The sequence below is a fragment of the Corynebacterium sp. Marseille-Q2823 genome (assembly GCF_903645345.1).
Lineage (GTDB): Bacteria > Actinomycetota > Actinomycetes > Mycobacteriales > Mycobacteriaceae > Corynebacterium > Corynebacterium hiratae.
Map to the genome: position 1 here is coordinate 1 of NZ_CAHJXS010000001.1, position 13,911 is coordinate 13,911.

Below are 13,911 nucleotides of genomic sequence, written 5' to 3' on the forward strand. Positions count from 1 at the left end.
CCACATTTTCGGCTCATCCCCGCGTGAGCGGGGATGAGCCGAAAATGTGGGATTCCCTGAACCGGGATAAGAAGTGCTCCCCGCGTGAGCGGGGATGAGCCTCAGCGACCCGATACCGTTAAAGACCGGCTTAAGTGCTCCCCGCGTGAGCGGGGATGAGCCCTAGACCATCTAGTCACAGTGACGAAAAAGGCCGTGCTCCCCGCGTGAGCGGGGATGAGCCGTCTAAGAATCTGTCCACCAAGAAGATGAAGTCGTGCTCCCCGCGTGAGCGGGGATGAGCCCGGATGGGGCGCGGGAACATCTTTCCCGCCTGAGTGCTCCCCGCGTGAGCGGGGATGAGCCCGTGCAAGTTGAGCTGAAGTCCATGGTGACGGGGTGCTCCCCGCGTGAGCGGGGATGAGCCTAGACACCCCAGAGCAAGGTCTTCAACGGCTCGGTGCTCCCCGCGTGAGCGGGGATGAGCCCCCGAACCAGGCGACACCACACCCTGGCGCGTCGTGCTCCCCGCGTGAGCGGGGATGAGCCCTGACGGAGCACGAGAAATATCCACCACCTCCGGTGCTCCCCGCGTGAGCGGGGATGAGCCCCCTCACCCTGGAGTGGTGAGGTGGGAGCGAACGTGCTCCCCGCGTGAGCGGGGATGAGCCCCGGTTTGTCTGTTACCGAGCTGTCGCAGTCTGGTGCTCCCCGCGTGAGCGGGGATGAGCCCTACATGGCTGTCACCACGCCGCCGCGGTTCACGTGCTCCCCGCGTGAGCGGGGATGAGCCCCCAAACCGGGGTACCGGCGTGTTCCAGGTCGAGTGCTCCCCGCGTGAGCGGGGATGAGCCCCTCCGGGTTGCCTTGCGGGGTGGCTTTGTCGCGTGCTCCCCGCGTGAGCGGGGATGAGCCCGCCCAAAGAAAGTGCATTCCGACCATGGTTCCGTGCTCCCCGCGTGAGCGGGGATGAGCCGTCCCCGTCGCGCTCATAGTCGACGTCAAGGTAGTGCTCCCCGCGTGAGCGGGGATGAGCCGCAAAACTCACGAAAGCAATCCGAACCGAAGCCGTGCTCCCCGCGTGAGCGGGGATGAGCCGCTGAAACGCGGTTGGCGGAGTTGAAGCGTGCGGTGCTCCCCGCGTGAGCGGGGATGAGCCCCACGCCGGGGCGTCAGCCAGATAGACGGGCAGGTGCTCCCCGCGTGAGCGGGGATGAGCCCAGTCATCGTCGGCGTGATTGGTGTCATCGGCAGTGCTCCCCGCGTGAGCGGGGATGAGCCGAAACACCTCGTGCTCAGTAACGGCACCGGCATGTGCTCCCCGCGTGAGCGGGGATGAGCCCTTGGTGGGGCCGTACTCTGTGCCGCCTGCTTTGTGCTCCCCGCGTGAGCGGGGATGAGCCCCTGCCACCGAAGTACCTCACCGTCCACCCCGAGTGCTCCCCGCGTGAGCGGGGATGAGCCCCCAGCAGGCTGACCCGTCAACTGGCCACCAACGTGCTCCCCGCGTGAGCGGGGATGAGCCCAGGGCGGCGGGCTGCTCCGTCAACTCGCCACCGTGCTCCCCGCGTGAGCGGGGATGAGCCCAACCTTACGACCCCCAATCCGACCCGAATACAGTGCTCCCCGCGTGAGCGGGGATGAGCCGGATGGGACGCGACGATTGAATAAAGGAGAAACGTGCTCCCCGCGTGAGCGGGGATGAGCCGACCACAATCAGCGCCCTAGACGAGGAAGACTTGTGCTCCCCGCGTGAGCGGGGATGAGCCCAAATGGCTTTGAAGCTTATACGTTCTGGCCCGGTGCTCCCCGCGTGAGCGGGGATGAGCCGGGCAAGGGCTGGCCGCAGCTCGGACAGAACGAGTGCTCCCCGCGTGAGCGGGGATGAGCCGTGGATTACCGTCGCCATCTCCGATGCCGTACCGTGCTCCCCGCGTGAGCGGGGATGAGCCCCAACCCTGCATGGTCTCCAGCACGCCCTTAAAGTGCTCCCCGCGTGAGCGGGGATGAGCCCTACCAACAGCCTTGTCGTACTCCAGCACCACCGTGCTCCCCGCGTGAGCGGGGATGAGCCCCACGTGGGCCTTCTGCTCACGCACCATCGAATGTGCTCCCCGCGTGAGCGGGGATGAGCCGGCTGTAATGCCGAAAACGCAGAAACCCCCAACGTGCTCCCCGCGTGAGCGGGGATGAGCCCGACAAGAGTTTCACACCGCCGACTAGGACAGGGTGCTCCCCGCGTGAGCGGGGATGAGCCGAACGCATTAACGGAGGGGCTAGCGGCCCTGCGGTGCTCCCCGCGTGAGCGGGGATGAGCCCCAGCGCTCTATCAGCATCGAGCACTCTAATAGGTGCTCCCCGCGTGAGCGGGGATGAGCCGGCACCCGCGCTCTTGCCGGAATGTGAGGAGTGGTGCTCCCCGCGTGAGCGGGGATGAGCCCTCTCCAAAGTCTCCCGAACATCGTTGATGAGGGTGCTCCCCGCGTGAGCGGGGATGAGCCGTTCCGCTGCTTCATCAACCCGTCATGCCGCACGTGCTCCCCGCGTGAGCGGGGATGAGCCCTGGATAACCCACCTGCTGTGGATGATTTGGGGGTGCTCCCCGCGTGAGCGGGGATGAGCCCTCGCCAATCGCGGGGATGGGCATGCCTGCCTCGTGCTCCCCGCGTGAGCGGGGATGAGCCGGCAGAGAGCCACAAAAGAAAAGGACACAGACCGTGCTCCCCGCGTGAGCGGGGATGAGCCCAAACAAGGAGGTTGCATGACTTTCCTTCATACGTGCTCCCCGCGTGAGCGGGGATGAGCCCACACCGGACGACCAGCGGCGAAGAGCTTTCTCGTGCTCCCCGCGTGAGCGGGGATGAGCCCCCGACCAGCTGGATGACCTGTACCACCATCGAGTGCTCCCCGCGTGAGCGGGGATGAGCCCGCGGGGCAGCAGGTATCGGGAGCACAGGACAGGTGCTCCCCGCGTGAGCGGGGATGAGCCGTCGTCGCATAAGAAAAGCCCCGTTGCAGCGGGGTGCTCCCCGCGTGAGCGGGGATGAGCCCAGAACCAGTGGGTGAAGACCCGCAGCATGTACGTGCTCCCCGCGTGAGCGGGGATGAGCCCTGGAACCACTCAAGCTCTATCCGAGACCCCGGGTGCTCCCCGCGTGAGCGGGGATGAGCCCTCACCAGACGCCTCAACCGTCTACACGCCGCCGTGCTCCCCGCGTGAGCGGGGATGAGCCGACGCAAGGACACCCTAGGCCCACTGGGGGGGATGTGCTCCCCGCGTGAGCGGGGATGAGCCCCCTCCACTACATGCTCGACATGGACACCGACGGTGCTCCCCGCGTGAGCGGGGATGAGCCGTGATGGTCTGCCAACCACTGGGGGTGGAACTAGTGCTCCCCGCGTGAGCGGGGATGAGCCGACACCCACATCCGGGACGGCAGTCACAAGTATGTGCTCCCCGCGTGAGCGGGGATGAGCCGGTACCCACGGCCCGAGGCCGGCTTTGCTGATGGTGCTCCCCGCGTGAGCGGGGATGAGCCCCGGCAGAACTAGACCCCGACCCCTGTGAAATCGTGCTCCCCGCGTGAGCGGGGATGAGCCCATGGTCGTCATGAGCATCCCCCTATGACTGTGGTGCTCCCCGCGTGAGCGGGGATGAGCCCAGTGGTTTTTCCATCACCCTCGCCTGTGCCGAGTGCTCCCCGCGTGAGCGGGGATGAGCCCCGGAGGGAGCATAGTGCAGATTGACGAAATACGTGCTCCCCGCGTGAGCGGGGATGAGCCCCGTCCGGGGTGCTGGTCAGCTCAAACACAACAGTGCTCCCCGCGTGAGCGGGGATGAGCCGACCTCCCCGTCTCTGACTGGCCCTAAGGGTGAGTGCTCCCCGCGTGAGCGGGGATGAGCCCTTACGCATGCGACGCCACAACGAATCATCCACGTGCTCCCCGCGTGAGCGGGGATGAGCCGTGGGATGTTTTCTCCTCCGCGATTCAGATAGCGTGCTCCCCGCGTGAGCGGGGATGAGCCCCCAGAAAACATTCAGCCGCTTGAGGATCTTCAGTGCTCCCCGCGTGAGCGGGGATGAGCCCGCACCAGTGGTGACCACCTGTTTGATGGCACGGTGCTCCCCGCGTGAGCGGGGATGAGCCCACCACCGGGCCCTGACGAATCTTCTTCAGCATGTGCTCCCCGCGTGAGCGGGGATGAGCCCCAGTCAAACGACAAACCACGGCCAGTCTTCTTGTGCTCCCCGCGTGAGCGGGGATGAGCCGGACATTCGCCAGCAGCTGACAGGCGGGCGTGAGTGCTCCCCGCGTGAGCGGGGATGAGCCCCTTAATATGTTCTGGATCACGGTCTTCATCCCGTGCTCCCCGCGTGAGCGGGGATGAGCCCACCTTGGACCGTAACGGTATGGGTGTGCCCGTGTGCTCCCCGCGTGAGCGGGGATGAGCCCCCGCGATGCGGAGTTTCCGAGGTCGCGGGTTGGTGCTCCCCGCGTGAGCGGGGATGAGCCCTGGGAATCACTCATGGGTGTTCTTAGGGCCGGGTGCTCCCCGCGTGAGCGGGGATGAGCCCTGCTCGTACAGAGCAATCTGCTTTTCGTTAGCGTGCTCCCCGCGTGAGCGGGGATGAGCCCACCACTTGGTAGCACTGGCGGGCACGCTCCCCGTGCTCCCCGCGTGAGCGGGGATGAGCCCCCCAATTAAGCGACAGGGAAATATCGTCAAGTGTGCTCCCCGCGTGAGCGGGGATGAGCCCTTCACCTCAGGCGGCGGCTGCAACCGTCGCAGGTGCTCCCCGCGTGAGCGGGGATGAGCCCCCTCCACTACATGCTCGACATGGACACCGACGGTGCTCCCCGCGTGAGCGGGGATGAGCCGTGATGGTCTGCCAACCACTGGGGGTGGAACTAGTGCTCCCCGCGTGAGCGGGGATGAGCCCCGGGGCTTCAGCGCATCAAACCTGGTCGTGGTGTGCTCCCCGCGTGAGCGGGGATGAGCCCTGACCGTCAACGCGGTGCACGTGCTCAACATGGTGCTCCCCGCGTGAGCGGGGATGAGCCCCCCAAGGCCGCCGCTTCCCGCAGTGGAGCATGGTGCTCCCCGCGTGAGCGGGGATGAGCCCGGTATTGAGGTGAAGCTAGATAAGTTTGGCGAGTGCTCCCCGCGTGAGCGGGGATGAGCCCAGGCGGGTTAGTCCTATTCCAACCACCCCACAGTGCTCCCCGCGTGAGCGGGGATGAGCCGCCGGGGTGGGTGGAGCGCACCAGCTTGCCCTGGTGCTCCCCGCGTGAGCGGGGATGAGCCGTTAGACACCCGTGGCGGGCGGTTCTCAGGACCGTGCTCCCCGCGTGAGCGGGGATGAGCCGTCATTTTCGTGGGGGCGAATTCAGCCGGGAATGTGCTCCCCGCGTGAGCGGGGATGAGCCGTTCGCAACAACCGTCGGGTCATTCTCATGCTCGTACTCCCCGCGTGAGCGGGGATGAGCCCCCCAGTGTGCTTGCAAGAATTCAGCCACCCGCGTGCTCCCCGCGTAAGCGGGGATGAGCCACGGCGCACGATGACCGGCACGCCACCACCGCCGTGCTCCCCGCATAAGTGGGGACTATTATTTTCGAAACGCAGTTCCTTGCACTCACACCCTTCAATTTCTGGAGATTCATTTCTCACGTTGCTTTTGTAGGTTTGCTTTCAGAGCAGCAATGTAGTCATCCAGTTCGCCCCAGTACGCTAGGGTCAGTATCTGTGATTCAGGAAGTCGACCCGCTTATCCATTCCCTGTACCAGGTCTTCGACCTCATTGGTGTGGTGCTCAACGGCATTATTGGTGGCACGATTGCGCGCCGCAGGGAATTCGACATTATTGGTTTCGTCTTTCTGGCGCTCTTTTCGGCGCTGGCGGGCGGAATGATCCGTGACATGCTTATTTCCAGTGGCCCGGCAGCGGCGATTTCTGATCCGTGGTACCTGTCGCTGGCGTGTGTGGGCGCGCTCATTGCATTTTTGATGGACCTCAAAGGCAAGGCCTGGGAGATTTTTCTTGAGCATGCGGATGCTGTCATCCTGGGCGTGTGGTGCACGACTGGCTGCGTGAAGGCGCTGGCCTACGATATGCCGTTTATTGCCTGCGTCTTCTTAGGTGTTCTGACCGCAGTGGGCGGCGGTATGGTACGCGATGTTGCTTCCGGGCAGATTCCCTCGGTCTTTGGAGGTAGTCCGCTTTACGCCGTGCCGGCTGTGCTCACCGGAATCGTGATGGCTTCCTTCGCGCAATTCGATAAGTTTGCCCTTGGCATGATCGTCTCGCCCTTTGTGGGCTTTGGCCTGGCAGTTATGGCGTATTGGCGCGGGTGGGTGCTTCCGCGAGCAGGTGTAGCGCCCCTGAATTACACCGCGGCGCAGGTGGCATCGATCGCGCGGAGAGCCGAAATCAGAGGCTTTCGGCGTGGCCGCAGAAAACGAAAATAGATTCTCGGCCGGACTTAAGCCTATTGACTGCTGTTTTCTTGGCTTTGGTTAGATCGGTCTATTTTTGTTGTCCTCGGGATTTACAGCAAGCTCATTAGCTGCAGGCTTTTGTTGGTCTCGATTGAGGAAAGTTCTCACGAGAGGAGTAAGGGACGCTAAGCCAAGGAACGCGGCGCCGACGAAGGACTCCGGTGAGTCAAGAAAGAGCAAACAGAAGAAAATGCCGACGATGGAGGCGAATGTAATGAACGCGGCGACACGAAAGCCAGCCTTGGCCTCCCAAATAGCGTGATCGAAGGCCTTCTGAGTGATCAGCCGATCCGCAATCGTGTCTTCGTGTGCATCGTCAAGAATCCGTTTGCCAAGTCCAGGCTGAATCCTCTCGTAACCATCGATGATGTGAGGCGGAGGAATGGGGCCGGCGTACGTATGGCCGATAATGTGGCCATATCCGATTAATTGCCCGTCGATCCCTGGGATTGCCGGTTGATTTGGCGGCTGATCCTGCCCCCAATTTGGTTGAATACGCGGGTCTGTCGGGTCTGAGTGCTGCGACGGGCGACCGATAGGGCCTTGTCCACCTGACTCGAGTGGCTGAAGGTGATCTTGTCCATCCCGCGCGCCGTGGAGTGGAACATCGTCATGACTCATACCGTACCTTCTCTATGGTTCGTCTGTCTGAGTTACACAATATATGAAAGGAATGGGCTGGATTGGAGCTGTAGTGGGCAGCCGGACTCAACTGCCGCTTTAGGCCCAATACTCTCCGTTGGATTATCTGGTATGTCTGGGCCTGCAGCGTTGGCTCCCTGTGCTGTTTTCTCCTTCGCCACCTTCGGTAACCCCCTGTGCGAGGAAGCACGCGGATAAATCGTAGGGGCCCAATTATTGCCGCCAAAGTAAAAACAAAACACCGCTCTCCTGAATCAAGACAGGTAGATTGGTGTTTTAACGTGCTTCCCCACCAGGACTCGAACCTAGAATGACGGTACCAAAAACCGTAGTGTTGCCGATTACACCATGGGGAAACTGCGCACACTGTAGTGAGCGCTGGGGGACATGTTACCTGACGGGTGCACACGAGACCTAAACAGGTGGCCGACCTTCACGTTGCTGCCGGCGCTCTTGGCTGGTGAGGGCGATGTCCGGTGGGGGAGATACAGTAGGAGTCATGGTTCGACAAAGGATGACCGGGCGTGAGCGCCGTGAGCAATTGATCTCCATTGGGCGCGCGGCCTTCGCAGAACGCGGCTTCGATGGTGCCAGCGTGGAAGACATCGCCGCGCGCGCCGGCGTGTCCAAGCCGGTGGTCTATGAGCACTTCGGCGGCAAGGAAGGCCTGTACGCCGTCGTCATCGACCGCGAGCTCGTCGCTTTGGAAAAGGTCGTCACGGAATCACTGCAGACGGGTTCGTGGCGCCAGCGCATCGAGCAGGGGGTCGTCGCTTTGCTGACCTACGTGGAGGAGGAGACCGATGGTTTCTTAATCCTCGTGCGCGACTCCAAGCCAGGGGAGGAGCGTAGCTTCTCCACGCTGTTGAACACAGCGGTAAATCAGATTGCGCATATCCTCGGTGAGGCCTTCGAACACCGCGGTCTCGACCCCGAGCTGTCGGTGCTCTACGGCCAAGCGCTCGTCGGCATGGTGGCCACCACGGCCCAGTGGTGGCTAGATGAACGCGAGCCTTCGCGTGAGACAGTCGCAGCGCACATCGTCAATTTGTGCTGGAATGGTCTTTCCGGCATGGAAGCAGCACCGAAGTTGAAGGGAGCCAAGTAGGTGGCAACGCCGATGCTGGGCGGGCTGCTCAAAGTAGCCGCCTCAGATCCGAAACTCAAAGGTCTCGCTACTCAAGTGGGCACACCGTCGCTGCACATCACGGGCATCGACCAGGCCCGCCCCTGGGCCATTGGAACGCTGGCGCACCACGCGCCGGTGCTGGTGGTGACTGCCTCCGGGCGTGAGGCGGAGGACCTCACCGCAGAGCTGGCAGCCATGCTGGGGGATAAGGTCGCCTACTTTCCCGCGTGGGAGACGTTGCCGCATGAGCGGCTGTCGCCGGCCCCGGATATCGTCGGCAAGCGCGCGCGTGTGCTCGACCTAGTGGGGGCGGGCAAAGCCCAAGTGGTGGTGACCTCTGCCCGCGGGTATTGCCAGCCTATCCTGAGCAAAGTGGAAGGCCGCGAGCCCATCTTCCTGAAGGAAGAAGCTGAGCACGAGCTCTCACATATCCTTTCGGAGTTGGAGTTTCGCGCCTACAAGCACGTGGATATGGTGGCCAAGCGCGGCGAGTACGCCACGCGCGGCGGCATCCTCGATGTTTTCCCCACCACCTCGGACTACCCGGTGCGTGTGGAGTTCTGGGGCGATGAGATTACCGATATCCGCCAGTTCTCCGTGGCGGATCAGCGCGCCATCCCGGAGATTGAGGTCGGCGAGGTCGCCATCTATCCCGCTCGCGAGCTGCCGATTACTAATGAGGTTGCCGCACGCGCCCGTGAGCTGGCTCAGAAGTTTGGCGGGAATGCGGCTCTGGCAGAACTGCTGACCAAGGTAGGCGAGCACATCCCTGCCGACGGTATGGAGGCGTTGCTTGCCGTGCTAGCCGACGACCCCTTTGTCACCCTCCCCGAACTCCTCACGGCGGGCACGCACGTGGTGCTCGTGGCACCGGAAAAGATCCGCACGCGCATTGCGGACCTGGAATCCACCGATGCGGAGTTCTTGGCTGCTGGCTGGGAGGCCGCCGCGATGGGCGCGGATGGTCCGCTGGCTGCCGAGGGCTTGGATACCTCGGCGTCGAGTTACCGCTCCTATGAGTCGCTTGAGGCGACGTGCCGGAATATCGAGGCCCCGCTGTGGACTTTTGCCCCGCCGGGGATGTTCGCCGCCGCTGAATCGGAGACTCTGCCGCTGGATTTTGAGCCCGGACCTACCCCACGCGGTGATATCTCAGAGATTGATGCGATGATGGCGCAGCTTCTAGCGCACACCACCGCTGGTGGGCGGGCTGCGTTTATTGCTCCTGCCCAGGGTGCGATCAAGCGCATGGTGGAGCGTTTCGCGGAGAAGGGGATTCCCACCAAGGTGGCCACGCCTGGGTGGGAGCCGAGCCCCGGCGAGGTCACCCTCTATCAGGCCTTGTCCCATGCGGGTCTGGTTTTCCCAAAGGTGCGCAAGCTGAAGGATGCTGAAGCGCTGCCGCTCGTGGTTATTACGGAAACTGATCTGACGGGTAACCGCGTCGGTGATATTGCGGGTGCGAAGCGTCGCCCAGCAAAGCGCCGCAACCGCGTGGATCCCCTCGCCCTGAAGCAGGGGGATTACGTGGTGCATGAGACCCATGGCATCGGCAAGTTCCTCAAGATGGCCGAGCGCACCGTACAGTCCGGTGATGAGACGTCGCGCCGCGAGTACATCGTGCTGGAGTATGCGGCGTCCAAGCGCGGTCAGCCGGCCGACCAGCTGTGGGTGCCCATGGATTCGTTGGATCTGTTGAGCAAATACACCGGCGGTGAGGCGCCGACGCTGTCCAAGATGGGCGGCTCGGATTGGAAGAACACCAAGAAGAAGGCGCGTGCCGCGGTGCGTGAGATCGCCGGTGAGCTGGTGGAGCTTTATGCCAAGCGCCAGGCAGCCCCTGGCCACCAGTTTGGGCCCGATACGCCGTGGCAGGCGGAGATGGAGGATAATTTCCCCTTCGTCGAGACTGAAGACCAAATGCTGGCCATCGATGCCGTCAAGCAGGATATGGAATCCACGGTGCCGATGGACCGCGTGGTCGTCGGCGATGTGGGCTATGGCAAGACCGAGGTTGCGGTGCGCGCGGCCTTCAAGGCCGTGCAGGACGGTAAGCAGGTGGCGGTCCTCGTGCCCACGACTCTGCTGGCGCAACAGCACGCCGATACCTTCCGCGAGCGCATGCAGGGCTTTCCGGTGGATATTGAGGTCCTCTCGCGCTTTACCTCGGCCAAGGAGTCCAAGGAGATTCTCGCCGGCTTGGCGGATGGTTCCGTGGACATCGTCATCGGCACCCACCGCCTGCTGCAAACGGGCGTGCAGTGGAAGAACTTGGGCCTCATCGTGGTGGATGAGGAGCAGCGCTTCGGCGTGGAGCACAAGGAGCACATCAAGGCGCTCAAAGCCAGCGTGGATGTGCTCACCATGTCCGCGACACCGATTCCACGCACCTTGGAGATGTCCATGGCGGGCATCCGTGAAATGTCTACGATTTTGACGCCTCCGGAGGACCGTCACCCGGTCCTGACCTATGTGGGCGCGTATGAGGATAAGCAGGTGGCAGCGGCCATCCGCCGCGAGCTGCTTCGCGACGGCCAAGTCTTCTTCATCCACAACAAAGTCGCCGACATCGAAAAGAAGGCCCGCGAACTGCGGGACCTGGTGCCGGAGGCGCGCATCGTCGTCGCACACGGCCAGATGAACGAGGACGTGCTTGAACGCACCGTCCAAGGTTTCTGGGACCGCGAGTTCGACGTGCTGGTATGTACCACCATCGTGGAGACCGGTCTGGATATCGCTAATGCGAATACCCTCATCGTGGAGAACGCCCACCACATGGGTCTATCCCAGCTCCACCAGCTGCGCGGGCGCGTGGGCCGCTCCCGCGAGCGCGGCTATGCCTACTTCCTCTACCCGAAGGGCGCCACGCTGACGGAGACCTCCTATGACCGTCTGGCCACCATCGCCCAGAACAACGATCTGGGCGCGGGCATGGCCGTGGCCATGAAGGACCTTGAGATGCGCGGTGCCGGCAACGTGCTGGGCGCGGAGCAGTCCGGCCACATCGCCGGCGTGGGCTTCGACCTCTACGTGCGCCTTGTCGGTGAGGCGGTGGAGACCTTCAAGGCGCTCGCGCGTGGGGAGACCCCCGTGGTCACGGACGAAGGGCCGAAGGAAATCCGCATCGACCTGCCGGTGGACGCCCACATCCCGGAGTCCTATATCAACTCCGAGCGCCTGCGCCTAGAGGTTTACCGCAAGCTCGCAGCCTCCAAAGACAACGCGGACCTGGCACACGTGGTGGAGGAAATGCAGGACCGCTACGGCCCCGTTCCGGAGCCGGTGGAACGCCTTCTCGCCGTGGCCCGCCTGCGCCACCAGGCCCGCCGGGCTGGGGTCAGCGACATCACGGTGCAGGGCACGCGCATCAAGGTCCACCCGGTGGAGCTGGCGGATTCGAAACAGGTACGCCTCAAGCGCCTCTACCCGGGCTCCAACTACCGTGCGGCGGCTAAAGCAATCCAGCTCAGCTTCCCCAAGGCAGGACGGAATGTCACAGACCCCAAGCTGCGTGACATTGAGCTGCTGCAATGGGTGGCGGATTTCCTAGCGTCGATGTTTGAACTCGAGCACGTTGACGTCAGTGGTGCTAAGACTAAGAAAAACGTCATTAGCGTAGGAGAGAAGTAATGGACGCCGCGAACAACCGCCTTGGCTATCCTCGGGCGAATCAACGGATCGTCATGGTGGCGGTGTGGATGTTCGCGGCGTTGATCAGCATCCCCGTCTCGCTGGTCATAAAGTTCAGCGGTGAGAACGGCGGCTGGCTCACCTTCATGTTGATGATGTTTGGGGTAATCCTGGTTGGTGTCTGGGTGTTGCTTGGGCTGCTGCCGCTCTTTATCCGCAGTGATTACGAGAGCAAGCTGGAGTGGGCGTGGGTGTCCATGGCCCTGGTGTTCATCGGCTTCATCCTGGGCAACGCCAACCTGCCGGATTTTGGAGACATCGGACCGGCCACCGTACCGACGTGGTGGTTTGGCAACGAGGAAGCGGCCACAATCACCGGCGGCATCCTCCTCGTTATCAGCGGCATCGGCCACGTGATGTGGCTCGCAAGCTGCATCACGTACGCGGTGCTCTCGCACCGCTCAGCACCTGAGGTGTTCTAGAGAACGAGGCGCCCGGTGCCCAAGCCCCACACTGCGGCGACAGCGCCGACAATCACCAGCGCCACAACGCACCATTCGAAGGTGTTAAACACGCGCTCCTTCTTGTACAAGCGCGTGGCCACATAAGGGATCATGCTCGGGACCACAGCCAGCGCGCCAAGCAGCACGTAGACCGGGTCGGCGGCGTAAATGAGCCAGACGGAATAAATGAAGGCGACGAGGCCGATGTAGAGGTGGCGGCGGTTCTCACGGCGGCTCACCTCCGGGCCAGACAAGTCGAAGCGCACCCCGGCATGCGGGTGGGTTAGCCCCTTGCCGCGCACCGCCAAGAGCACCAGGTACAGCGAGGAGAAGATGTAAGGCAGCAGGTACATGATGGTGGCCAGCTGCACCATCGCGTTATAGGACGTCTCGTTGAGGAAGAAGACGATGACGAAGAGCTGAATCGTCAGCGTGGAAATCAGCTGCGCAACCCAGGGCGCGCCGGCGATGTTCACGGTGCCGATCTTGCGGGGGAGAAGACCATCGACAGCCATCATGACGATCGGCTCCGCGCACAGCATCTGCCAGGACACATAGGCGCCGAGCACGGAAAGGCACAGGCCCAGGGAGATGAGCGCGCCGCCCCATTCGCCGACCGCGGCGGTGAGCACGGAGGCCATCGAGTTATCCGGAAGCGCTGCGAGCTCCTCCTGGGTAAGGACGCCGAAGCTCAGCGTGGACACGGACACCAGCAGCGCCAAGACGCTGATGAAGCCGATGACGGTGGCGCGGCCGACGTCGGCACGCGTGCGAGCCTGCTTGGAGTAGACCGAAGCGCCCTCCACGCCGATGAAGACCCACACGGTAAAGAGCATGATTCCCTGCACCTGCTCAAAGAGGGACTTATCAGAAGCCTTGCCCCAGATATCCAGGGTGAACTTGTCCCAGCTAAATCCCACGAAAGCGAGGATGACGATGAAGGCCAGGATGGGCACGATCTTGGCCACGGAGGTGACCATGTTCATGATGGCCGCCTGCTTAATACCGCGGGCCAGCACCGCAAAAATACCCCACGACAGCAAAGACACCGCAATGGCGGAAACCCAGCGGTGGTCGGCGTCAAAGAGGGGGACGTAGTGGCCGATGGTGTTGAAGAACAATGTGGCGTAGCCGACCTGGGCCATCACGGAGCCCAGCCAGTAGCCCCAACCGGAGGTGAAGCCGATGAAATCACCTAAGCCGGCGCGGACATAGGAGTACACACCGGAGTCGAGGTGCGGCTTGCGGTGCGCCAGGATTTGGAAGACGAAGGCGACGGAGAGCATGCCCACGCCGGCGATGAGCCAGCCGATGAGCATGGCGCCCGGGCCGGCGACGGAGGCGATGTTTTGCGGGAGAGAGAAGATACCCGCGCCCACCGTGGAACCGATGATGAGCGCGACAAGCGTCCACAGCGTCACGGAGTGCGTGCGCGGCGATTCGGTGAGATTGGAAGTGGTCATTGGTTAAAAATACCCCTTAAGGCGGGCTTTTGTGCAACTGCAGCGAAAGCTCATGGAACCCGGGA

6 protein-coding genes and 1 CRISPR repeat array are annotated in these 13,911 nt (G+C 63.0%); of the genes, 4 read left to right on the plus strand and 2 right to left on the minus strand.

Annotated elements, in window-relative coordinates:
* The first annotated feature begins 12 nt into the window (after positions 1–12).
* Positions 13–5,532: direct repeats of the CRISPR family, unit length 29 nt; unit sequence GTGCTCCCCGCGTGAGCGGGGATGAGCCC.
* Positions 5,533–5,729: 197 nt separating this feature from the next.
* On the plus strand, positions 5,730–6,449 hold the full coding sequence (locus HWX44_RS00005; protein ID WP_254868079.1) for a trimeric intracellular cation channel family protein: 720 nt from the start codon (positions 5,730–5,732) through the stop codon (positions 6,447–6,449).
* A gap of 48 nt (positions 6,450–6,497) precedes the next feature.
* On the opposite strand, the gene HWX44_RS00010 is transcribed toward HWX44_RS00005, so the two are convergent.
* Positions 6,498–7,100, minus strand: a complete 603-nt coding sequence (locus HWX44_RS00010; RefSeq protein ID WP_046646913.1) for a hypothetical protein — start codon at positions 7,098–7,100, stop codon at positions 6,498–6,500.
* A gap of 520 nt (positions 7,101–7,620) precedes the next feature.
* Here HWX44_RS00010 and HWX44_RS00015 point away from each other — a divergent pair.
* Genes HWX44_RS00015 through HWX44_RS00025 form a run of 3 tightly spaced genes read left to right on the plus strand, consistent with a single transcriptional unit; the run spans position 7,621 to position 12,362 of the window.
* Positions 7,621–8,229: a TetR/AcrR family transcriptional regulator gene (locus tag HWX44_RS00015; RefSeq protein ID WP_046648318.1), complete on the plus strand. Its 609-nt coding sequence runs from the start codon at positions 7,621–7,623 to the stop codon at positions 8,227–8,229.
* Positions 8,230–8,241: 12 nt separating this feature from the next.
* Positions 8,242–11,880, plus strand: a complete 3,639-nt coding sequence (gene mfd, locus HWX44_RS00020) for a transcription-repair coupling factor (protein ID WP_070510324.1) — start codon at positions 8,242–8,244, stop codon at positions 11,878–11,880.
* Complete coding sequence (locus tag HWX44_RS00025) at positions 11,880–12,362, plus strand: hypothetical protein (protein ID WP_046648319.1); 483 nt, start codon at positions 11,880–11,882, stop codon at positions 12,360–12,362. Before mfd ends, HWX44_RS00025 begins: the two co-directional genes overlap by 1 nt.
* Here the strand turns inward: HWX44_RS00025 and HWX44_RS00030 are convergent.
* Positions 12,359–13,846, minus strand: coding sequence for an amino acid permease (locus tag HWX44_RS00030; protein WP_046648320.1), 1,488 nt, complete (start codon positions 13,844–13,846; stop codon positions 12,359–12,361). The genes HWX44_RS00025 and HWX44_RS00030 overlap by 4 nt on opposite strands.
* Positions 13,847–13,911: the final 65 nt, after the last annotated feature.

Bases quoted from the DNA above. Each gene is read 5' to 3' on its own strand.
- HWX44_RS00010 (WP_046646913.1), bottom strand. From the start codon at position 7,100: ATGAGTCATGACGATGTTCCACTCCACGGCGCGCGGGATGGACAAGAT.
- HWX44_RS00015 (WP_046648318.1), top strand. From the start codon at position 7,621: ATGGTTCGACAAAGGATGACCGGGCGTGAGCGCCGTGAGCAATTGATC.
- mfd (WP_070510324.1), top strand. From the start codon at position 8,242: ATGCTGGGCGGGCTGCTCAAAGTAGCCGCCTCAGATCCGAAACTCAAA.
- HWX44_RS00025 (WP_046648319.1), top strand. From the start codon at position 11,880: ATGGACGCCGCGAACAACCGCCTTGGCTATCCTCGGGCGAATCAACGG.
- HWX44_RS00030 (WP_046648320.1), bottom strand. From the start codon at position 13,846: ATGACCACTTCCAATCTCACCGAATCGCCGCGCACGCACTCCGTGACG.